Origin of the sequence: Priestia sp. YIM B13552, from assembly GCF_042787775.1 — a bacterium.
In the GTDB taxonomy this organism is placed as follows: domain Bacteria; phylum Bacillota; class Bacilli; order Bacillales; family Bacillaceae_H; genus Priestia; species Priestia megaterium_E.
Genome location: NZ_JBHZOU010000002.1, coordinates 802,922 through 824,702, shown reverse-complemented (window position 1 = coordinate 824,702; position 21,781 = coordinate 802,922). Strand labels below are relative to the sequence as shown.

The 21,781-nt window shown below is 38.7% G+C and carries 24 protein-coding genes and 5 tRNA genes; 22 read left to right on the top strand and 7 right to left on the bottom strand.

Annotated features, from left to right (window positions below; genetic code table 11):
* The first annotated feature begins 64 nt into the window (after positions 1–64).
* From ACFX40_RS10320 to ACFX40_RS10290, 7 genes are all read left to right on the top strand, one after another.
* Entirely contained in the window at positions 65–535 is a 471-nt protein-coding gene (locus ACFX40_RS10320; RefSeq protein ID WP_026106699.1) for a YaiI/YqxD family protein, read from the top strand.
* A gap of 41 nt (positions 536–576) precedes the next feature.
* Positions 577–2,385: a DNA primase gene (gene dnaG, locus ACFX40_RS10315; RefSeq protein WP_016765586.1), complete on the top strand. Its 1,809-nt coding sequence runs from the start codon at positions 577–579 to the stop codon at positions 2,383–2,385.
* A 65-nt stretch (positions 2,386–2,450) separates the two neighbouring features.
* Positions 2,451–3,584 (top strand): RNA polymerase sigma factor RpoD, encoded by a 1,134-nt coding sequence (rpoD, locus tag ACFX40_RS10310; RefSeq protein ID WP_013059219.1) that lies wholly within the window; start codon positions 2,451–2,453, stop codon positions 3,582–3,584.
* A 383-nt stretch (positions 3,585–3,967) separates the two neighbouring features.
* Positions 3,968–5,107, top strand: a complete 1,140-nt coding sequence (locus ACFX40_RS10305; protein ID WP_013059218.1) for an acyl-CoA dehydrogenase family protein — start codon at positions 3,968–3,970, stop codon at positions 5,105–5,107.
* A gap of 131 nt (positions 5,108–5,238) precedes the next feature.
* Complete coding sequence (gene cccA, locus ACFX40_RS10300) at positions 5,239–5,598, top strand: cytochrome c550 (RefSeq protein ID WP_013059217.1); 360 nt, start codon at positions 5,239–5,241, stop codon at positions 5,596–5,598.
* A 168-nt stretch (positions 5,599–5,766) separates the two neighbouring features.
* Positions 5,767–6,471: a tRNA (adenine(22)-N(1))-methyltransferase gene (locus ACFX40_RS10295; RefSeq protein ID WP_028410626.1), complete on the top strand. Its 705-nt coding sequence runs from the start codon at positions 5,767–5,769 to the stop codon at positions 6,469–6,471.
* Positions 6,468–7,589 carry a Nif3-like dinuclear metal center hexameric protein gene (locus ACFX40_RS10290; protein ID WP_377254888.1) on the top strand — a complete coding sequence of 374 codons (1,122 nt, stop codon included), beginning with the start codon at positions 6,468–6,470 and terminating at the stop codon, positions 7,587–7,589. Before ACFX40_RS10295 ends, ACFX40_RS10290 begins: the two co-directional genes overlap by 4 nt.
* A 47-nt stretch (positions 7,590–7,636) precedes the next feature.
* Here the strand turns inward: ACFX40_RS10290 and ACFX40_RS10285 are convergent, their stop codons facing one another.
* A complete protein-coding gene (locus ACFX40_RS10285; protein ID WP_013059214.1) occupies positions 7,637–8,587 on the bottom strand; it encodes a 4-hydroxy-3-methylbut-2-enyl diphosphate reductase in 951 nt (316 codons plus the stop codon).
* Between the two features lie 128 nt (positions 8,588–8,715).
* Positions 8,716–9,429: a YqfQ family protein gene (locus tag ACFX40_RS10280; RefSeq protein ID WP_223272395.1), complete on the bottom strand. Its 714-nt coding sequence runs from the start codon at positions 9,427–9,429 to the stop codon at positions 8,716–8,718.
* 176 nt (positions 9,430–9,605) lie between these two features.
* On the opposite strand from ACFX40_RS10280, the gene ACFX40_RS10275 reads away from it, so the two are divergent.
* On the top strand, positions 9,606–10,925 hold the full coding sequence (locus ACFX40_RS10275; protein ID WP_013059212.1) for a DEAD/DEAH box helicase: 1,320 nt from the start codon (positions 9,606–9,608) through the stop codon (positions 10,923–10,925).
* A gap of 28 nt (positions 10,926–10,953) precedes the next feature.
* A complete protein-coding gene (locus tag ACFX40_RS10270; protein ID WP_028410628.1) occupies positions 10,954–11,841 on the top strand; it encodes a deoxyribonuclease IV in 888 nt (295 codons plus the stop codon).
* 48 nt (positions 11,842–11,889) lie between these two features.
* Here the strand turns inward: ACFX40_RS10270 and ACFX40_RS10265 are convergent, their stop codons facing one another.
* On the bottom strand, positions 11,890–12,141 hold the full coding sequence (locus ACFX40_RS10265) for a DUF2624 domain-containing protein (protein WP_013059210.1): 252 nt from the start codon (positions 12,139–12,141) through the stop codon (positions 11,890–11,892).
* Between the two features lie 273 nt (positions 12,142–12,414).
* Between ACFX40_RS10265 and ACFX40_RS10260 the strand changes: the two genes are divergently transcribed.
* The 3 genes from ACFX40_RS10260 to ACFX40_RS10250 are packed head-to-tail and all read left to right on the top strand — an operon-like array spanning position 12,415 to position 14,443.
* The gene (locus ACFX40_RS10260) at positions 12,415–13,194 is read left to right on the top strand and encodes a metal ABC transporter ATP-binding protein (protein ID WP_013059209.1); all 780 of its coding nucleotides are present in this window, start codon (positions 12,415–12,417) and stop codon (positions 13,192–13,194) included.
* Positions 13,191–14,033, top strand: a complete 843-nt coding sequence (locus ACFX40_RS10255; RefSeq protein ID WP_013059208.1) for a metal ABC transporter permease — start codon at positions 13,191–13,193, stop codon at positions 14,031–14,033. The genes ACFX40_RS10260 and ACFX40_RS10255 overlap by 4 nt, the downstream gene beginning before the upstream one ends.
* Complete coding sequence (locus ACFX40_RS10250; RefSeq protein ID WP_013059207.1) at positions 14,030–14,443, top strand: Fur family transcriptional regulator; 414 nt, start codon at positions 14,030–14,032, stop codon at positions 14,441–14,443. Before ACFX40_RS10255 ends, ACFX40_RS10250 begins: the two co-directional genes overlap by 4 nt.
* A 30-nt stretch (positions 14,444–14,473) precedes the next feature.
* Here ACFX40_RS10250 and ACFX40_RS10245 read toward each other — a convergent pair whose 3' ends face one another.
* Positions 14,474–15,049 carry a 5' nucleotidase, NT5C type gene (locus tag ACFX40_RS10245; RefSeq protein ID WP_013085038.1) on the bottom strand — a complete coding sequence of 192 codons (576 nt, stop codon included), beginning with the start codon at positions 15,047–15,049 and terminating at the stop codon, positions 14,474–14,476.
* Positions 15,050–15,308: 259 nt separating this feature from the next.
* Here ACFX40_RS10245 and ACFX40_RS10240 point away from each other — a divergent pair, with 259 nt between their 5' ends.
* A complete protein-coding gene (locus tag ACFX40_RS10240; protein WP_377254885.1) occupies positions 15,309–15,680 on the top strand; it encodes a DUF4190 domain-containing protein in 372 nt (123 codons plus the stop codon).
* A 36-nt stretch (positions 15,681–15,716) separates the two neighbouring features.
* On the opposite strand, the gene ispG is transcribed toward ACFX40_RS10240, so the two are convergent.
* Together ispG and ACFX40_RS10230 are read right to left on the bottom strand one after the other, a co-directional pair.
* Positions 15,717–16,820 (bottom strand): flavodoxin-dependent (E)-4-hydroxy-3-methylbut-2-enyl-diphosphate synthase, encoded by a 1,104-nt coding sequence (ispG, locus tag ACFX40_RS10235; protein ID WP_201763664.1) that lies wholly within the window; start codon positions 16,818–16,820, stop codon positions 15,717–15,719.
* A 151-nt stretch (positions 16,821–16,971) separates the two neighbouring features.
* The gene (locus tag ACFX40_RS10230; protein ID WP_013059203.1) at positions 16,972–17,304 is read right to left on the bottom strand and encodes a hypothetical protein; all 333 of its coding nucleotides are present in this window, start codon (positions 17,302–17,304) and stop codon (positions 16,972–16,974) included.
* A 76-nt stretch (positions 17,305–17,380) separates the two neighbouring features.
* On the opposite strand from ACFX40_RS10230, the gene ACFX40_RS10225 reads away from it, so the two are divergent.
* Positions 17,381–18,592, top strand: a complete 1,212-nt coding sequence (locus tag ACFX40_RS10225) for an MFS transporter (protein ID WP_377254882.1) — start codon at positions 17,381–17,383, stop codon at positions 18,590–18,592.
* Between the two features lie 147 nt (positions 18,593–18,739).
* Here ACFX40_RS10225 and ACFX40_RS10220 read toward each other — a convergent pair whose 3' ends face one another.
* The gene (locus tag ACFX40_RS10220; RefSeq protein WP_377254879.1) at positions 18,740–19,531 is read right to left on the bottom strand and encodes a DUF1189 domain-containing protein; all 792 of its coding nucleotides are present in this window, start codon (positions 19,529–19,531) and stop codon (positions 18,740–18,742) included.
* Positions 19,532–19,645: 114 nt separating this feature from the next.
* On the opposite strand from ACFX40_RS10220, the gene ACFX40_RS10215 reads away from it, so the two are divergent.
* From ACFX40_RS10215 to sodA, 8 genes are all read left to right on the top strand, one after another.
* A complete protein-coding gene (locus ACFX40_RS10215; protein ID WP_034276871.1) occupies positions 19,646–19,840 on the top strand; it encodes a hypothetical protein in 195 nt (64 codons plus the stop codon).
* Positions 19,841–19,866: 26 nt separating this feature from the next.
* A complete protein-coding gene (locus ACFX40_RS10210; protein WP_013059199.1) occupies positions 19,867–20,352 on the top strand; it encodes a DUF456 domain-containing protein in 486 nt (161 codons plus the stop codon).
* 62 nt (positions 20,353–20,414) lie between these two features.
* Positions 20,415–20,489: transfer RNA gene (locus ACFX40_RS10205), tRNA-Asn, on the top strand.
* Position 20,490: 1 nt separating this feature from the next.
* Positions 20,491–20,564 (top strand) — tRNA-Met (locus tag ACFX40_RS10200).
* Positions 20,565–20,604: 40 nt separating this feature from the next.
* Positions 20,605–20,679 (top strand) — tRNA-Asn (locus ACFX40_RS10195).
* Between the two features lie 3 nt (positions 20,680–20,682).
* Positions 20,683–20,759, top strand: a tRNA-Ile gene (locus ACFX40_RS10190).
* A gap of 11 nt (positions 20,760–20,770) precedes the next feature.
* A tRNA-Ser gene (locus tag ACFX40_RS10185) sits at positions 20,771–20,863 on the top strand.
* Between the two features lie 197 nt (positions 20,864–21,060).
* A complete protein-coding gene (gene sodA / locus ACFX40_RS10180) occupies positions 21,061–21,669 on the top strand; it encodes a superoxide dismutase SodA (RefSeq protein ID WP_013059198.1) in 609 nt (202 codons plus the stop codon).
* Positions 21,670–21,781 lie beyond the last annotated feature (112 nt).

The following is a 21,781-nucleotide window of genomic DNA, read 5'->3' as shown; positions in this document are numbered from 1 at the left end:
ATTCGACAAATGCCATCTACAGGAAATAACAAATTGTTAGAAGGAATCTCTGGAGGGATGTAGAATACAGAGTTATAGCAAAAGAAAAAGTAAAGTTTTTGTCGATGCTGATGCATGCCCTGTTAAAGCAGAAATCGTTGAACTTACACATACATATGACATCGATCTTGTGTTTGTTGCTTCCTATGCTCACATGCAAACAAATCCTACACCAGGAAAATGGGTCTATGTGGATGCAGAAAAGGAAGCCGCAGATTTATATATTTTAAATCACGCAGTCAAGCAGGATATTGTCGTAACTCAAGATACTGGCTTAGCAAGCATGTTAGTAAGTCGAGGGGTTTACGCACTGTCTCCTCGTGGAAAGTACTATAATGACGACGAAATGAATACGGTGCTTTTCTTTCGCTATGTTTCTGCAAAAGAGCGACGGTCAGGCCGTCATACTAAAGGCCCAAAGGCATTTAGTGAAGAAGATCGCCAGCATTTCATTCAAGCTTTTGAAAAAATGTTGTCGAAACTTGCAGGAATTTAGCACTTAGTGAAGAATATTATATGAAATACGGAGCTGTTACTATGGCAAATCGAATTCCTGATGAAGTAATCGACCGTATTCGGCATTCAGTAGATATTGTCGACGTCATAAGCGATTATGTACAACTAAAAAAACAAGGGCGCAATTATTTTGGACTCTGTCCGTTTCATGGGGAAAGCACACCGTCTTTTTCAGTATCGCCTGATAAACAAATTTATCATTGCTTTGGATGTGGTGCAGGAGGGAATTCATTTTCATTCATAATGGAATTAGAAGGACTGTCCTTCACGGAAGCAGCTCAGCAGCTTGCTGAAAAAGGAGATATTCCTTTCGAACATGAGATACATCCTCATGAAGAAGATAATCAAAAGCCTAGCAATAAAATGATTGAAGCACACGAGCTTTTAAAGAAATTTTACCATCATTTATTGGTAAATACAAAAGAAGGCCAAGATGCTTATGATTATTTAATAAATCGAGGGTTTTCACGAGAAATTATCGATGAATTTGAGATAGGTTTTGCTTTAGATTCGTGGGAATTTGTAAGTAAGTTCTTAACAAAACGTGGGTTTAATCCGCAAGAGATGGAACATGCAGGTTTAATCATTAAACGCAACCAAGATGAAACGTACTTTGATCGTTTTCGTGATCGAATTATGTTTCCTATTGCTGACTTGCAAGGCAAAACAATTGCATTTTCAGGGCGCCTGCTAAAAGAGATAAAAGGGCAGCCTAAATATTTAAACAGTCCCGAAACTTCTATTTTTAACAAAAGTCGCACACTCTACAACTTTCACCGCGCTAAAAAACATATACGCAAAAATCAGCAGGTTATTTTATTTGAAGGATTTGCAGATGTTATTTCGGCTGTTAAAGCGGGTTGCCCGAACGCAATTGCAACAATGGGAACTGCCTTAACAGAAGAACAGGCCAAGATTATTCGCCGAAATGTAGAGTCCGTTATCATTTGCTACGATGCAGATTCTGCCGGAATTGAAGCAGCGCACAAAGCAACTGCTATCTTAACAAATGTGGGTTGTACCGTTAAGATTGCTGTGATGCCGGATGGTTATGACCCGGATGATTATATTAAAGAATACGGGGCAGAGAAGTTTCAAAATGATGTTATTAATAGCAGCTTGACCTTTATGGCATTTCAAATGAGGTATCTCCGCCGAAAACGAAATCTACAAAATGAATCTGAACGTATGCAATACATTGAAGACGTTTTGAAAGAAATAAGCCTCCTTACGAAAGCCGTAGAGCGAGATCATTATTTACGCCAATTGGCACAAGAGTTTTCCATTTCATTAGATGCGCTTAAAGAACAGCAGTATCAAGTGTATCGAACTGAAAAAAAGAAAAAGGATAATGATTCTCCAAATCGAAATAATATAAATAGACAACCAGTCGTAAAGAGAAGCTTATTACCGGCTTATCAAAATGCAGAACGTTTTTTGATCGCTCATATGTTGAAAGATAAGGATGTAGCATTTAGAATTCAAGACCGACTTCAAGGTCAGTTCAATGTCGAGGAACATCGTGCGCTTGTTCTATATTTGTATGCTTATTACGAGGAAGGACACGAGCCTAATCCGAGCGGATTTATCGAGCGGTTGCCCGAGTCTTCGTTGTCTAGTCTAGCTTCAGAATTGGCGATGATGTCAATCAATGATGAATTGTCGGAGCAAGCTTTGAATGATTATATCCAAACGATATTGATTTACCCACAAAGGGTAGCGATAGAAAAAAAAGAAGCAGAAAAGCAAGAAGCAGAGCGTCAAAAAGATTATTTAAAAGCTGCGACAATAGCAATGGAAATTTTACAGTTGAAAAAAACGTTAAAATAAACGATATTGCGTATTAGTCCCACTTTTAGAAGGTTTTCCTTAAAATTTTGGAAGGAGGGGATCTGATGGCTGAAAAATCAGCTCAATCAAAACAACTTGATTCAGATTTAACAATTGAACAAGTAAAAGATCAATTGACCGAAATCGGAAAAAAACGTGGTGTGCTCACATACGAAGAAATTGCAGAGCGTATGGCGAACTTCGAAATTGAATCCGATCAAATGGATGAATATTATGAATACCTTGGAGAACAAGGTGTTGAAGTAATGAGTGAATCTGAAGCAAATGATGACGATGCCGATCCCGATATTCAAGAACTGTCAAAAGAAGAAGAGTTTGATTTAAATGATTTAAGTGTACCTCCTGGTGTAAAAATTAATGATCCAGTTCGTATGTACTTAAAAGAAATCGGACGCGTTGACTTATTGTCAGCAGAGGAAGAAATCAATTTAGCAAAACGTATTGAAGAAGGCGATGAAGAAGCGAAACGTCGTCTTGCTGAAGCAAACTTACGTCTTGTTGTAAGTATTGCAAAACGCTATGTTGGACGCGGAATGCTGTTTCTTGATTTAATTCAAGAAGGAAACATGGGTCTTATTAAAGCGGTAGAAAAATTTGATTATCGCAAAGGTTATAAATTCAGTACGTATGCGACATGGTGGATTCGTCAAGCTATTACTCGTGCAATTGCTGACCAAGCAAGAACGATTCGTATTCCCGTTCATATGGTTGAAACAATTAACAAGCTAATTCGTGTTCAACGTCAGCTTCTACAAGATTTAGGTCGCGAACCATCTCCTGAAGAAATTGCAGAAGATATGGACTTAACACCTGAAAAAGTTCGTGAAATCTTAAAAATTGCTCAAGAACCGGTTTCTCTTGAAACACCAATTGGTGAGGAAGATGATTCTCATTTAGGTGACTTCATTGAAGACCAGGATGCAACATCACCTTCTGAACATGCTGCATATGAATTATTAAAAGAGCAGTTAGAAGACGTCCTTGATACGTTAACAGATCGCGAAGAAAATGTTCTTAGACTCCGCTTTGGTCTGGACGATGGACGTACGCGTACGCTTGAAGAAGTAGGAAAAGTATTTGGCGTAACGCGTGAGCGTATTCGTCAAATTGAAGCTAAAGCGCTTCGTAAGCTTCGTCACCCTAGCCGAAGCAAACGTTTAAAAGATTTCTTAGAATAGATAAAAGCGTAAATAACGCTTATGAGATAGCTTCTTTCCTAGAGGAAAGGGGCTATCTATTTTTTATGGAATAAATTTCATAAAAACGCATTTTGAAGAAGTATATTGATTTTTTTACCAACTTTTCTTCTTTCATATATTTTACTGAATTGTCCTGCGTTTTGCAAATGCTCCTTTGTATTCTTTTGTCACAGAGCGTAAGCTGTTCAAATTCCTTTTAAACATCCGAAAAATGGAATCGCTATCATTTTATTCATGCTTTGATTAGTACTCTTATATTATAACACGAAAAAATTAAAACGTTTTAAAAGTTGAGAAAATTTACAAAAATGAATTATAATTAAATAATGTAAGCGTATACATTTTTTTAGGGGGAATAAAAAATGAATTTTGAATTAACCAATGAACAAAAGATGATTCAACGGACGCTCAGAGAGTTTTCAGAAGCGGAAGTAGCACCGAATGCACTAGAGCGCGATCGAAGTAAGCAATTTCCGCTTGATGTTTTTAAAAAGTTAAGTGAGCTTGGTGTAATGGGGCTTCCTTTTCCTGAAGAGTATGGAGGCGGAGGAGCAGATACGGTTAGTTTTGCTATTGTCGTAGAGGAATTAAGTAAAGCTTGTGGCTCTACAGGAATTACATACTCAGCTCATGTTTCGCTCGGGGGCGCACCTATTTATTTATTCGGAACAAAGGAGCAAAAAGAACAGTACCTACCTGCTTTATGCTCCGGGGAATCTTTTGGAGCGTTTGGTTTAACCGAACCGAACGCAGGAAGTGACGCGGGGGGAACGGAGACCGAAGCAGTGTTGAAGGATGGAACATTTAGGATTAATGGAAGTAAATGCTATATTACGAATGCCAGCTATGCAAAGTTTTTAGCTTTAACGGCTGTTACAAATCGTACAGAAGGGAAAAAAGAAATTTCAGCTATTATCGTGCCTACAGAAGCTCGAGGTTTTACTGTAATAGACAATTACGAGAAAATGGGTCTACATGCTTCAAATACAACTGAACTCGTTTTAGAGGATGTTGAAGTGCCTGAAGAGAATTTACTCGGTGTAAGAGGAGAAGGCTTTAAACAATTTCTAATGACGCTTGACGGGGGAAGAATTGGAATTGGAGCAATGGCCGTTGGAATCGCTCAAGCGGCTTATGAAAAAGCACTGTCATATGCGCAGGAAAGAAAGCAATTTGGGAAAGCTATTTCATCATTTCAAGCGATTCAGTTTAAATTAGCTGATATGGCGATGAAAATTGAGTTAGCAAGAAATATGGTGTATAAAGCAGCGTGGTTAAAAGACCAAGGAAAGCCATTTACGAAAGAAGCTGCTATGTGTAAACTGTATGCTTCTGAAATTTGTATGGAAGTAGCCAGTCAAGCTGTTCAGATTCATGGAGGATACGGCTACATGAAGGAGTATCACGTGGAGCGGTATTTACGAGATGCCAAGCTTTTAGAAATTGGAGAAGGAACTTCAGAAATTCAGCGCTCGGTTATTGCAAGACAAATTGGCTGTTAAGATACGCAATAAGAAATTAGTTAATTATGTAAATAAAACCCTTTCACTTATGAGCATTTTCAAGTAAAATAAAAGTGCTTATACTATTTTGTTATTTCTAGGGATGGGAATACATAAAGGGGGTATAGTGAGTGAAGCGAAATCCGCTAATACCATTTTTATTAATTGCGGTAATTGGGATTGCTTTAATGTTAACGCTTTCGTTCAACGGATTGAATAACGCAAAAGAAATCGCGGCTGAAAAAGAAGGCGGTGGCGCGGAACAGCAGGCTTCAGCTAAACCAGAAGAAATTTATCAAAAAACTTGTATTGGTTGCCACGGTGATCAGTATCAAGGTGGAGTAGGTCCTTCGTTAAAAGGAATTGGGAAAAAAGTTTCTCAAGACGAAATTGCAGATATTGTTGTAAACGGTAAAGGAAACATGCCGCCTGGGCTGGTTCCTCCGGAAAAAGCGAAGGAAATGGCTAAATGGGTATCAGAAATTAAATAGAGTTCAGAAACATGATTTTCTGGAAAGCCGCTCATTTATAAAGCAGGCTTTTTTTTTGTGATTTTTTATAAGCATTCAGCTAAAAGGAAAACATGAAGAGAAATAGGAATCATGCAGCTATCTATGTTAAAATAATGAACAGTAATCACATAGAGAATAGGTGACAAAATGAATGAATTAAACTTATCAATAAGACTTGAAGAAGTAGTAAAGTCGATTCCTTTGGGAGCAAAGATAGCAGACATTGGCTCAGATCATGCATACTTGCCGTGTTTTGCTTATTTAAATGGATATATTAGCGGTGCCGTAGCAGGAGAAATTACAGAAGGGCCTCTTCAATCTGCTATTCAGCAGGTGAAAAAAACAAGCTTAACGGACGTTATTGACGTTCGAAAAGGAAACGGCCTAGAAGTAATATCACCGAATGAAGTAGACTGTATTACAATCTGCGGAATGGGCGGAACGCTTATTACAATGATTTTAGAAGAAGGAAAAGCAAAGTTAGAAGGAGTAAAAAGGCTTGTACTTCAGCCGAATATTGGTTCACATCATATTCGCAGCTGGCTGATTGAACACAGCTGGGAAATCATTGATGAAAAAATCATCGAAGAAGACGGTCGTATGTATGAAGTCATCGTCGCTGAACCTGGAAACGCCTTAGCTCCTTATAACGGTGAAGTGGAAGCCGGTGTGTTAATGGGCCCTATTTTAAAAGAAAAGCGCTCTTCTGCTTTTATGACAAAGTGGACGCATGAACTAAATCATCTTAAACAAATTGTCAGCCAAATGGAGCTGGCTCAGTCCGAGGAAAGCAAAGCAAAACTTCAAAAACTTACCCAAGACATCTCATTAATTGAGGAGGCGTTAAAATGAGTAAAATTCCTAACGGATTTCAAGTAATTGAAGCATTTGAATCATTTTCTCCCAAGCATTTAGCGGTTGAAGGAGATAAAATTGGTTTGCAGATTGGAACGTTAAACAAGCCTGTAAAAAAAGTAATGGTAACGTTAGATGTTCTTGAAACGGTCGTAGACGAAGCTATTGAAAAACAAGTGGATTTGATTATTGCTCATCATCCTCCTATTTTTAGACCTCTAAAACAAGTGGTTACAGAACGTCCTGAAGGGCGTATTTTAGAGAAATGCATCAAACATGATATTGCTGTATATGCTGCTCATACAAACTTAGATATAGCTAAAGGCGGAGTAAATGACCTGTTAGCCGAAGCATTGGGGCTACAAGAGACAAAAGTGCTGGTTCCAACAACGTCTATTCAGCTGAAAAAGCTTGCTGTATTTGTTCCTTCAAATCATGCTGAAGCAGTGCGCACAGCTATTTGTGATGCGGGAGCTGGACATGTGGGTCTTTACAGCGACTGTACGTTTTCAACTGAAGGGGAAGGCACGTTTAAACCTTCTTCAGAAGCCAATCCATACATTGGCTCAAAAGAAGAGTTAGAACGTGTAAATGAAGCAAAAGTTGAAACTATTTTTGAAGCGGGTCAACAAAATAAAATTATTCGTGCCATGCTCAGTGCTCATCCTTACGAAGAAGTAGCCTATGACATTTATCCAGTGGAACAAACGGGCGAGACGCTTGGACTTGGACGAATTGGTAAGTTAAAAGAAGAGATGACGTTAAAACAGTTTGCCGCTCATGTTAAACAAGTATTGGATGTGGATGGTGTTAGAGTAGTAGGGTCTATGGATGCCACAGTGAAAAAAGTAGCTGTTCTTGGCGGAGATGGAAACAAATATATTACAAACGCAAAATTTAGCGGAGCAGATGCCTATGTAACAGGTGATTTGTATTTCCACGTTGCGCATGATGCAATGGCAATGGGATTAAACGTTGTAGATCCTGGTCATCATGTTGAAAAAGTTATGAGACAAGGTGTAACGCGTGTATTAACCAGTCTTTTTGATGCGAAAAACTTTGAGTGTGAAGTATTTGATTCAAAAGTAGACACAAACCCATTTACGTTTATGTAACAAAGAAAGAAGGTGTTGACGAATGTCAACACCTTCTTTTGCGTCTATTAAGACGATTTTTTTGTTCGAACTTTTGGTAAGATCTTTGAAAGAGGCACGCTTTTTTCACGTGTCCAAGTTGTTTCATCTTCCGGATCGAACTGATCTAGAAAATTGATGACCTCTTTTGTGATTGGAGTAGGGGTAGATGCTCCTGCCGTAACAGCTACGGTTTTCGCGTTCATCAACCATTCGATCTGCAGCTCTGAGATGTCACCGATACGATATGCCTCAGTGCCGGCAATCTCCATTGATACTTGAGCTAAACGGTTTGAGTTGTTACTTTTAGGATCTCCTACTACAATTGTAACATCTGCTTCACCTGCTTGCTCGGCTACAGCTTCTTGGCGAACTTGTGTAGCTAAACAAATTTCCTTGTGAACTTCAGCGTGCGGATATTTTTCTTTTACCTTTTCCATTACTTCTGCAACGTCCCACTGACTCATTGTTGTCTGATTTGTTACAATGATTTTTTCACGTTGAATATTTAAATGGGCTACGTCTTCTGCTTTTTCAATTAAATGAACGATATCTGGCGCGATACCAAGTGCACCTTCTGGCTCAGGATGATTTCGTTTTCCGATATAAATAACGTCATAACCTTCTTTTTCTTTTTGGCGAATAAGGTCATGGGTTTTTGTAACATCCGGACATGTAGCATCGATTGTTGTTAAGCCTTTTTCTTTTGCTCGTTCTTTTACTTCTGGAGATACTCCGTGCGCAGTAAAAATAACGGTTCCTTCATTTATTTGGTCTAAGATTTCTAGGCGATTAGCACCGTCCAGTGTGATAATGCCGTCCTCTTCAAACGCATCTGTAACGTGTTTATTATGAACAATCATTCCTAAGATATAGATTGGTCGAGGCAATGATTTATCTAAAGCGGCGTTTCGTGCAATGACCATTGCGTCTACTACACCATAACAATAGCCGCGCGGTGCAATTTTAATAACTTTCATTTCAATTTCCTCCTCATCATAATCCTGACGAGCAATTCAACTCGCTTCTATTATATAAAAGAGGAAGGAAGAATACAAAGATATTCTTTTTTTGCTCACTGTATTTCCTTAAGGAATCAGCAGATTTATCAAATATAAAGTTTTGGTTTAGACACCCGATCTCTGGATGAATGTTCAATTTCTTCTTCAAAGAAATCCAGCTCATCATCGGATGAATCCGTGCTTTCTGCGCCTGCTGATAAAACCTTACTGTCTTTACTTTCATCAGTTTCAGAAACCTCTGTTCCTTCTGCTTCGAGTACTTCATCTGTGTCATCACTTGAGCGCAAGGCCTGATAGATTTTCCATAGAGAAGGAGCATTTTTGACAAGAGGTCCGTATTGTTGAATCATAGGTCCCATCGTTTCCGCTGCTTTTAGTACTCGCTGAACATTCCCCATCATGGAGCTCAAGTTAGCAGGGTTCGTTAATCCTTGCAAACCTCCAAGCAGGGAAGAAGAGTTAGTCGCTCCTGCAGCACCTTGGGCTCCTGAAAGTCCAGAAAACAAAGAACCTCGAGGAGCAGCCGCAGCCGCTTGTTGAAATGGTATGTTTCTATTTCCGCCTCTTCGGAATAGGCGAGTTAAGAAGTTACCTCCTCCACGGTTCAGGCCTTGCTGATTCGGGTAAAATGATTGTTGAGCATTTGTTTGCTGGGCAAAGTTACGAAACTGCTGTAATGGATTAAATTGGCCAAAGTTACCAGGTTGTTGCCCAAAGCCGTTTTGTGGTGGCATTCCTGGCATCATTCTTCTTTGCATACCGGGTGGAAATGGTGGTCTTCGCTGTAGCAAAGGACGCACCTCCTTTAGTAAAGTAGATTTTCTTTTACTATCGTATGCAACTCGCGATAAAATGTTTTTGAAACAGGTAATAAGTTTTAGTAATATGAATGAGAAGTAGTCACAGAAGGAAAAATCGATTATAATCATATATTGTGCCTTAAAAGATGAACGTGAATGTAAAAAAGGAGACTATTATGGAAAAAACAAACTTTGAACGTTTTGAGTTTCAACCATTTTTAATAGAAGCAATTAAACAATTAGGTTTTTATCAGCCTACAGAGATTCAGGAGCGCTTAATTCCTTCCGTTTTAAAAGGGGAAAGTGTAATTGGTCAGTCGCAAACAGGGACCGGCAAAACACACGCTTATTTATTGCCTTTACTTGAAAAGGTAGACCCTAAAAAAGAAGAAGTACAAGTTGTAATCACCGCTCCAACTCGTGAGCTTGCTTCTCAAATTTATCAAGAAGTATTAAAGCTAACAAAACACAGTGCTGAAGGAGAAGAAATTTCAGCAAAATGTTTTATCGGCGGTACAGATAAGCAGCGTACAATCGACAAATTAAAGAAGCAGCCTCAAGTTGTTGTAGGAACACCGGCTCGTTTGTTTGATTTAGTAAATGAAAAAGCGTTAGTTGTGTATACAACAAAGGCGTTAGTAGTAGACGAAGCTGATTTAATGCTTGATATGGGATTTTTAGAAGATGTGGACCGTTTGGCAAGCAATATGCCTGAAAAATTACAGATGCTTGTTTTTTCAGCAACTATTCCTGAAAAATTAAAGCCATTCTTAAAAAAATACATGGAAAATCCAAAATTCACGCATGTTTCGCCGAAGCAAGCAGCAGCAGCTAAATTAGAGCATGTATTAGTTCCACTGCGTCATCGCAACAAGTTTAAGCTCCTGCATGATATGCTTATTTCTTATAATCCTTATTTAGCTATCGTCTTTACAAATACAAAGAAAATGGCGGACGAAGTAGCAGATGACCTACTGTCTAAAGGATTAAAAGTAGGAAGAATTCACGGAGACTTATCTCCTCGTGACCGTAAGAAAATGATGAAGCAAATTAATAATTTAGAATTTCAATACGTAGTAGCGACAGATTTAGCAGCTCGCGGTATTGATATTGAAGGAATTTCACACGTCATTAACTTTGAGCTTCCTTCAGATCTAGATTTCTACATTCACCGAGTAGGACGTACAGCTCGTGCTGGTCATTCTGGAATTGCTGCTACAATCTTCGATGTGGAAGATGAAGATGCAGTAAATAAGCTGGAGAAAATGGGAATCGAGTTTGTAAACAAAGATCTTCAAAAGCAAGAATGGGTTTCCATCGATGACCGTAACCGCCGTAAAAAGCGTGTAAAGAAAGCGGATGAAGTGGGAGAAGAGGCACATCGCTTTATTCAAAAGCCGAAGAAAGTAAAGCCTGGCTACAAGAAAAAACGTGCTCGTGAAATTACAAAGTATGTGCAAAAGAAAAAGCGTAGTGAAAGACGCAACAATCGTTAATCGCAATAGGTTAGAGGTGTAAAAAGTAATGTTGAAAATTGGTTCTCACGTATCAATGAGCGGCAAAAAGATGCTTTTAGGAGCAAGTGAAGAGGCAGCTTCTTACGGAGCGAATACGTTTATGATCTATACAGGCGCTCCACAAAATACTCGTCGCAAAAAGATTGAAGAGCTTAATATTGAAGCTGGTCTTTTGCATATGAAAGAGCATGGAATGACAGATATTGTTGTACATGCTCCCTATATCATTAATCTAGGAAATACAACAAAGCCCGAAACATTTGAGCTTGGAGTAGATTTCTTAACGTCTGAAATTCAGCGCACCCATGCTCTTGGTGCAAAGCAAATTGTTCTTCACCCAGGAGCTCATGTGGGCGCTGGAGCAGATGCCGGTATTCAGCAAATTATCAAAGGTCTAAACGAAGTGTTGACAGCTGATCAAGAAGTTCAAATTGCGCTTGAGACAATGGCTGGAAAAGGAACAGAGTGTGGAAGAAGTTTTGAAGAAATTGCCCAAATTATTGATGGCGTGACGCACAATGAAAAGCTCTCTGTTTGTTTTGATACATGTCACGTACATGATGCTGGTTATGATATCGTTCAAGACTTTGACGGTGTATTAAATGAATTTGACAAAACCGTAGGCATACAGCGAATTAAAGTGCTTCACATCAATGATAGTAAAAATGTATGCGGTGCTCGAAAAGACCGCCATGAAAATATTGGATTTGGTGAAATCGGATTTGGTGCACTGAATTATATTGTTCATCACCCAGCGTTTACAGAAGTTCCTAAAATTCTAGAAACTCCTTATGTAGGAGAAGATAAGAAAAATAAAAAAGCGCCATATCAGTTGGAAATTGATATGGTTCGTGCACAAAGCTTTGATTCAGAGCTAAAACAAAAGCTTATGTAATTTCATATGTAAAAGAAGAGGTCATGTCTATAGACATGACCTTTTCTTCTACATCAACTGCTGAAATAATTCGTTCACTCGTCTGGCAGTTTCACGATCTGTTACTTGAGCAATTTGTTTGATTAAATTTCGGCGCTCTTCAAGGTTATAAATATTTACGGGCTGCTGTCTAATGACGGATACAAGTGTGTGTGCCTGCTGATCTGTAATGGGGATGTTGTATTGTTTGCTATACTTTAAAAGCTCTTTCGGGGTAATGTTGTTTACTTTCTTATTGACAATCTGCTGTACAATTTTCATATGATTACCTCCTCGTCATATACAGTTTATGAATAAAAAAGAAAGATGTGACTATATTGTGTAATAAAACAACATTTCGAGTCGGATGAACTTACGGAGATAAGAAAGCAAAGGAGTGAAACGGCTTAGTTTACAAATAAAAGACAATCCTGTATACTACATTAATGACTAAATCGTAATGATTCTGAGAAAGTAAATGGGTAACGGAGTATACGATAGAAACCGTGCCCTCTTTTGTATGGAGAAATATAAAAAAAGAATGGTGAGGCGCATATGAATACACCTGATATCATTGAAATTGATCATTTATCATTTCAATATGATGGAGTGAATGTATTAGAAGATATAAGTTTTTCAATTCCAAAAGGAGCTTTTTTGGGTCTCGTTGGTCCAAATGGCTCTGGGAAATCAACGCTAATCAAATGTTTGCTTGGTTTGCAAAAACCATCTCAAGGGGCAATTCGTTTATTTGGAAAAGATCAGAGAAGGTTTAAAGAACGAAGTAAAATTGGATATGTATCGCAAAAAGCGAATAGTTTCAACAGCGGCTTTCCTGCTACCGTTTTTGAAGTAGTTTCCACGGGTCTTACTTCAAAATTAGGTTTGTTTCGCTTTATGAATGCTTCTCATAAACAAAAAGTAAAAGAAGCGGTAGAAGCAGTGGGGATGAGCGAATTTTTAAATCGAAACATAGGAGAACTGTCCGGTGGTCAGCAGCAGCGAATTTTTATTGCGCGCGCGCTTGTAAGTGAACCCGAGCTGTTAATTTTAGATGAGCCAACAGTCGGAGTGGATGCACAAAATGTGTACACTTTTTATGAGCTTCTCGAAAAGTTAAATAAAGAAAAAGGAATTACGCTTGTGCTTGTTACTCACGATATTGGCACTGTCTCAGAAAAAGTAACCCACGTTGCTTGTTTAAATAAATTTCTACACTTTCATGGGAATGCTAAAGAATTCGAACAGCTTTGTGAACATGACGTATCTATGTTTTATGGTCATAATGTTCATGTGTTAACCCATGATCATCATCATGGAGGGCAGCACGTATGATAAGCAGTTTATTTCAATTTGAGTTTTTACGAAATGCATTTTTAACCGGTATGATTATTGGCGTCTTAGCTCCTTTATTGGGCACGTTCATCGTAGTAAGACGTCTTTCTTTAATTGCAGACGCGTTAAGTCACGTGACGCTAGCAGGGATTTCTGCGAGCTTGCTTCTTAGTCAGAAAATAGGGTTTATGCAAGGAGTGAACCCCGTCTATTTAGGGATGGTATCTTCCGTTACAGGCGCTCTTTTTATTGAAAAACTTCGAAGCGTCTACAAGCATTACCAAGAGCTGGCCATTCCGATTATTTTATCGGGCGGAATTGGGATTAGTGCAATTTGTATCTCGCTAGCGGACGGTTTTAATAATGATTTAATGAACTATTTGTTTGGAAGCGTAAGTGCGGTGAGTCGTTCGGATCTTTGGACAGTTGTTGTCATAGCCGTATTTGTTATAGCTATTGTCTTTTTCTTATATAAAGAATTGTTTATTTTATCTTTTGACGAGGAGCACGCTTCTGCTTCTGGGATTAAATCGAAGTGGATGCACTTTTTATTTATTGTGATGGTTGCTCTTGTCATTGCTGTATCGATGCGTATCGTCGGTATCTTATTAGTGTCATCTCTTATGACTCTTCCTGTAGCAGCAAGCATTCGCTTAGCTAGAGGCTTTAAACAAACGATTCTGCTTTCGGTGATTTTTGGCGAAATATCTGTTTTAGGCGGATTATTTTCAGCGTACTACTTGGATTTAGCACCAGGCGGTACAATTGTTGTCATTGCTGTTGTTATTTTAATCATATCTATTATGATTAATAAAGGACGGAAGGGGAAACAAAAATGAATTTAACTGAAGCCATTCATTTATTAAAAGATCAAGGATATAAACATACAGGAAAGCGTGAAGAAATGCTTGCCCTGTTTTCAAAATCAAATAAGTACTTAACGGCAAAAGATGTATTAGAGTACATGAAGCCTGATTATCCTGGTCTGAGTTTTGATACAATTTACCGTAATTTATCATTGTTTGTGGAGTTAGGCGTACTTGAAATGACGGAGCTTTCGAGCGAAAAGCACTTTCGATTTAAATGTGCGACCGCCCATCATCATCACCACTTCATTTGTTTAGATTGTGGAAAAACAAAAGAAATTGAAGCTTGTCCGATGGAGTATGTAGACGAGGATTTGCGTGGGTACAATATTACAGGCCATAAATTTGAAATTTACGGTCAATGTATAGAATGTAATCAATAAAAAAGAGAGGGCGTTATGCACCTCTCTTTTTTATTTTTGCTGTTCTTTTAACCAGCTGGCTACCCACTGATCTGCTTCTAGCCAATTGTATACGCGAACCACTCCTTTTGGAACAGGTAAGCGATTATAAGGAGTATCAAATAAGATAACAGGGATATTGCATTCTTCACTGATTTCACAAGCATTATCATGTTTGTCTTCAAAAAAGATATCAACATCATATCGTTTTGCTGTCTCAACTTTAAAATGAGAACCCACTAACTCAATGTGATGAAACGATAGTTCATTTTTTTGAAACCATTCTTCCGTGACGTCCAATAGCTTATCGTGCCTTGCACTAATAAAGAATAATTCGTGCTTTTGATGCCATTTTTGCAAAACCGCTTTTGCATCGTCTGCAAGTGGAGAGGTTTCGTAAATAGAGCGTTCATTTGCTTTAAACCATTTCCCGAGTTCAGCAGGTGATACATTTACAAAAGGGCTGAAATCATATTCTGTAATGTCTTCAAGTGTTAAATTTAAGTTAAAGGCTTTATTTAAATGAGGAACAAAAGTTTCAGGAGAAGTAACAGTTCCATCAATGTCAATTCCAAACTTTTTCGTCAACTACGTGCACTCCTTTAATACGTTTATTCTACTTAGGTGCTTGATTATTCTTGTCTAGTGTAACATAAAGCCTAAAGAGAAACAGTAATACTTTTTATACGCCTTTAGCAAAACGTAATGATCACTGCACGGCCTGGTGATTGCGTCTGTACCTATTTCTTATAAGGGAGCGAGCGGCTGTATAAGATTAACACTTATAATTTTTCCCCGCATTCAGATACTATAAATGCTCCTTATTTACGAAAGCGAGGGATTAAGCATGGAGAATGAAGAACAAAGGCGTAGAAAAGATGTATATGAAGCTGATTTCATGGAAGAAACTGCAGCTGAAGTGGGCGTTCCTTACCGAGTAGGAGAGCCTCATGCAGAGCGTGAAGTTATAGATATTGATCGCAATCGCAATCGCAATCATGAAGTCGCTGGACGAGGAGAAGGAACGGGATACGGTCGTTTCGCACTCGTGCTTTCGATTCTTTCACTATTCTTTTTACCAATTATTCTTGGTGCCGCTGGGATTATTCTAGGGTTTATCGCACGCAGAAAAGGAGCACTTACGCTAGGAGCATGGGCAATAGGGATCGGAGTTGTATCGATTATTGTCGGTACGTTTATATTACCGTTCTTTTCATAAAAAAAGCGAGGCGCATATGCGCCTCGCTTTTTTTAGTTATGATTTAGCTGCAGCTTTTTCAGCTTCTTGCTTTGCGTGATATTCAGCAGCAATTTTATCAATTTCTTTTTTTAGTTCCTCAACCATTGTTTCTTCAGGAACTTTGCGTACGATTTCGCCTTTGCGGAATAGTAGACCTTCACCGCGTGCTCCTGCAATCCCGATATCAGCTTCACGAGCTTCACCAGGACCGTTTACAGCGCAGCCAAGTACCGCTACTTTAATCGGTGCTTTTACAGTTGAAATATACTCTTCAACTTCATTAGCAATGCTAATTAAATCAATTTCAATACGTCCGCAAGTTGGGCAAGAAATAAGAGTTGCAGCATTGGAAGCTAAACCGAATGATTTTAGCAATTCGCGCGCAACCTTTACTTCTTCTACAGGATCCGCACTTAAAGAAATACGTAATGTATTTCCGATTCCTTTAGATAAAATAGCGCCAAGACCTGCTGCACTTTTTACAGTTCCTGCAAATAATGTACCCGATTCTGTAATTCCTAAGTGAAGAGGGTAGTCAAATGCTTGAGCAGCTTTTTCATAAGCTTCAATTGCCAAGTTAACATCCGATGCTTTCATTGAAACGATGATGTCATGGAAATCAAGGTCTTCTAAAATTTTAATGTGATGAAGTGCACTTTCTACCATGCCATCTGCTGTCGGATAGCCGTATTTATCTAAAATACGTTTTTCAAGTGAACCAGCGTTAACTCCAATACGAATTGGAATATTTTTAGCTTTTGCAGCATTTACAACAGCTTCCACTTTTTCACGGCGACCGATATTACCAGGGTTGATACGGATTTTATCCGCTCCGCCTTCAATAGCTTTTAATGCTAAGCGATAGTCAAAATGAATATCCACAACTAATGGAATGTTAATGCGTTTTTTAATTTCAGGGATTGCATCTGCTGCGCGCTCGTCTGGACAAGCAACACGAACAACTTGGCATCCTGCTTCTTCTAAACGTTTAATTTCTGCAACCGTTGCTTCAACATCATGTGTCTTAGTGGTTGTCATACTTTGAATAACTAACTCGTTGCTGCCTCCGATTGTTAAATCTCCAACTTTAACCGGGCGTGTTTTTGTACGATGTATAATTTCACTCACGTGATAATCTCTCCTTCAAAATGAAATCAAGAATTTGAATTCATTAATAGAATAACTCTTTATGAACAAAATAACTAGTAGAAAGTACTACCTTAGCTATTTTAACAATGACTATCCCATCTTGACAAGAAGAATGCTGTCATTACTTGTAAATAGGGAACTTATACGTTTTTCCAATTTGAATATCCTCAGGCGCTGTACCGTTATTTAACTTTTTGAAGTCTGTAATCATTTGGTTCATAGAAACCGGTATCGATTTTTTTGTAAGCTCCTCAATGACGGATAAAACTGTATCGCCTGGCTTAATTTTTATTTTTGTATAGGTGGAAGAAGAGCTGGCGGCTTTTGTTTCTGCAGGCTGCGCTTTGCTGACTTGAACTGCTTCAGTAGCAGTGGGAATGGTCCCGTATTTAATGTCGTAGTGACAAATATATCCGATAAAAGCGAAAGCGGCTAATGCACATAGCTTTTTCATTATGCTCCTCCTTCATTCTTTTGCTTATGTGTAAAGCCTATGCTTGTCTTACTTAAATATGATTGGAGAACGAAAATTGAAAGGAAAATTAATGGTTGTTTCATTAGGCTTATTGCCTTTAATCATGGTGCTGGGAAATTCCATGCTCATTCCTCTGCTGCCAAGCATTCAAAAGTCACTTCACTTAAGCGGAGTTCAAACCAGTTTGATACTGAGTGCATTTTCGATTCCAGCCGCATTGTGTATTCCTGCTGTAGGAATTTTATCAGACCGGTATGGGCGTAAAAAGTTAATCATATATTCACTCGTCATGATGATAATAGGCAGTGTCATCGCTGCTGGTAGTGCTTTATTCTCTTCTGGAAGCTTTGCTGTGTTGATGGCAGGCAGAGTCATTCAAGGGATTGGAGCTGCAGGTACTACAACGTTGGCAATGGCATTAACTGGAGATGTATTTACAGGGGAAAAAAGAGCAAAAGTCCTCGGGATTTTAGAAGTGTATAACGGAGTTGGAAAAGTGGTTGCGCCGATAATTGGAGCATCGGCAGCACTCGTCGTATGGTATGCCGCATTTTTTGTCTATCCTTTAGCTGCAGGTGCTGCTTTAGTAGGTATAGTGATGTATGTGAGAGAAGGGAAAACAGGCTCGGATTTAGTATCTGTTCAAGAATATTTAAAGAGAGCCATTGGGATTGTCTATGATAAAAGAAAATCGCTTTTTCCTTTATTCTTTGTGGGGGGATTGGGGTTATTTTTATTATTTGGCATTTTATATTACTTATCTTTTCTAATAGAGGAAACGTATCATATAGACGGTTTTTTTAAAGGAACCGCTTTTTTATTTCCTCTTGGTGCGATGACGCTCGTTTCTTATTGGACGGGTCAACGCATCAAAACAGATGTAGAGCTCATGAAAAAATTAATGATAGTAGGGATAACTCTTTTATTCCTGATGTTTGGAGTATTAACGATTATTTATACGCTTCCTGTGCTGATGTTTTGTTTGACAGTCGCCTTTGGCGGCTTAGGATTTGTTCTTCCGTGTATTAATATGATGATTACTTCAGCGGCTTCAGACGAAGAAAGAGGGTTTATTGTATCCATTTATGGAACGGTGAGATTTTTAGGAGTAGCGTTGGGACCTGTTGTTTTTGAAGTGTGGATGCACACTGAAAGGCTGATGTTTGTTTATAGCTTTATTCTGCTCACAGCAGGAGGTTTGTGGGTTTTGTATCAGTTGAAAATTCTTCCTTGTGCAATGGGAAGAAGAAAAGTTGTACCGAAATAAAGAGGCTGAGACTTAACTACATCACTCCAATCACCAGCTAGAAGCAGCCGCATACATGAAACCTGCGTTCACCATATCAATAAAAAAATCCAAAAGAGGTGGATTCTCTATCAAGAATCTAGATTCCTCGTTTGGATTTTCCTTCAACTAAGATACGTTTGTCCCAGCATCTTTATTAGGTTTTACTTTTTTTCTTATAGGAACCCTTGTGACGAGCAACAAGTAAATGAAGAATGTTCCTATCCAGTAAAGAGAGCTATGTAGTGCTAGAGACAAAGAAAAAGCTTCAAAAAGCGTATACAGCAGCGTGAAGGCTACTGTACTATAAGCGCTCAGTGCCCATAGCTGCTTGAAAGGAAGCTGCTTTTTAGTAATGAGTCCAATCAGTTTCCCAAGATAAGCAAGGCAGGTAATAAAAAGGAAGTTTAGTCCAGATGTTAATACGTACAGTAAAAGCATAGCGATAGGGACAAGTATGTATAAAGAAAATTTTTGTTCGTGCAGCAAGTTTAGCAGTTCATTTTTATCTTTATGATGCCAGTTTAGCAACTCATATGAATACGTTTGTGTTTGTGAATTAGTCGTGATGTAAATTCCATCCTTTAAAAAACCAATGGCATGAGCAGGGGAATGAAACCGTTCAATAGACTGTGAGGGGTTTAAGATAAAAGCGGTACCATTTACTTTTTTTGTGAAAGGTTGACTTGACGTAAGCTGTGAGTTTGAAATAGAAAAAGAAGAAACAGATTTCGGAAGATCTGTAGTAGCGATATGATAGCCATTTACAATCGTCAAAGTCATAAAGAAAAATGTAGGCAGCAAAGAAATAAATGTTAAAAACAGCACAAAGCCAATTGTTTTATTCGTATGCTCAAAGCGAAGCGACCTTATTTTTTTGAAGGAAGTAAAACTCCATGCCATCTTTTTCAGCATGCTCATTGTAAAGCCTCCTCTTATTGAAGATTCTGGTTATATCTTATTTTATAGCGAAAATTTAAGGTTTACAATAGATTTTAGAAACCGTTACCAATTACAATGATGCGGTGGAGCGTTTTGTCACAAGCACATCTTATGCGTATATGTACAGGTTTCCCTGTCATTGTTTTTGGGGGATATTACGGGCAGCTTGAGGACCGTGCTGTTAATATTGCAGAGGTACACTCAAAAATCGTATTCGAAAGTAAAATAAAGGAAGGACTCGTCGTGCAAGGTCTTTCTTTATGGGAGTGGTTATTGTATGATAAATAGTAATAATAAAAAGGATAGGTGCGGGCATGGCTATTTTATGTTGGGCATTAATTATCATTAGCTTTGTTGTATCGTTTGTTGGGTTGGTTTATCCCATCATCCCAAGCGTGCTATTTGTAGCTCTGGGATTTGTTATATACGGTTTATTTTATGATTTTAGCTCCTATAGCTGGTTATTTTGGGTGATACAAGGATTGTTAGTTGTCGCACTTTTTTTAGCAGACTATATAGCTAATATTATTGGTGTGAAAAAATTCGGAGGCACTAAAGCAGGTGTTTGGGGAAGTACAGTTGGGCTGCTTGTGGGTCCGTTTGTCATTCCGGGATTTGGAATTATTTTAGGGCCGTTTATCGGAGCGATTGTAGGAGAACTGATTGTTCATCGGACCACAATTAGCAACGCAGTAAAAATTGGAGTAGGTTCGGTTATTGGCTTTTTTAGTGGCGCTATTTCAAAAGGATTTATTCAACTGCTGATGATTGCCTATTTTTTATACGCTGTTTTAAAATAATATATTGACTTTAGGTTAGAAACATGTTAAATTTTTAATGTCGCTAGTAAATGTTATATTGTTCCACAGTAGCTCAGTGGTAGAGCTATCGGCTGTTAACCGATCGGTCGTAGGTTCGAGTCCTACCTGTGGAGCCATGGCGGTGTAGCTCAGCTGGCTAGAGCGTACGGTTCATACCCGTGAGGTCGGGGGTTCGATCCCCTCCGCCGCTATTTTCCAATTTGCGTTTGTGACATACATAATTCATATTGTTCCACAGTAGCTCAGTGGTAGAGCTATCGGCTGTTAACCGATCGGTCGTAGGTTCGAGTCCTACCTGTGGAGCCATGTGGACCCTTAGCTCAGCTGGTTAGAGCAGACGGCTCATAACCGTCCGGTCGCAGGTTCGAGTCCTGCAGGGTCCACCATTTATAGGGTTGGAGGAATACCCAAGTCCGGCTGAAGGGATCGGTCTTGAAAACCGACAGGGGTGTTAAAGCCCGCGGGGGTTCGAATCCCTCTTCCTCCGCCATACTATTGTCTATTCAAAGCTTCTTTTGAGAAAAAGAAGCTTTTTTTATGTTTAAAAGAATAGCGAATGGGAATTAGGTAAATATAAATCATGGATTAGGAACTTTTTATTTGAAACAGTAGGGTAAATTTGCTAATCTAAACGTATATGGTGCTTTTGCGCCAAAATGCTTACATATTTTGAAGGAGGAATTATTCATGGCTTACAAATTACCAGAACTACCTTATGCATACGATGCACTGGAACCACATATCGACAAAGAAACAATGAATATTCACCACACAAAACATCACAACACATATGTTACAAATCTAAACGCTGCTGTTGAAGGCAAAGCGGATTTAGAAAGCAAAAGTATTGAAGAGTTAATTTCAAACTTAGATGCTGTTCCTGAAGATATCCGTACAGCAGTACGCAATAACGGTGGCGGTCATGCGAACCACTCATTATTTTGGACAATCCTTTGCCCTAACGGCGGCGGTGCTCCAACTGGTGAATTAGCAGACGCTATCGCTAGCAAATTCGGCAGCTTTGATCAATTCAAAGAAGAATTTGCAAATGCAGCTAAAACTCGCTTCGGTTCTGGCTGGGCTTGGTTAGTTGTAAACAACGGCGAATTAGAAGTAACAAGCACACCAAACCAAGATAGCCCATTAATGGAAGGCAAAACGCCAATTCTTGGTCTAGACGTTTGGGAGCACGCTTACTACCTAAATTACCAAAACCGCCGTCCAGATTACATTTCAGCATTCTTTAATGTTGTAAAATGGGACGAAGTTGCTAAACGTTACGACGCTGCAAAATAAGCTGAAGACGTATTTAAGAGCCAGTAAAGTAATTATTACCTTTACTGGCTTTTTTGTTTTCCAATTCTTTTACATATCTCCTTTTCTTTTTCACACACTAGGTGTAGAAGAG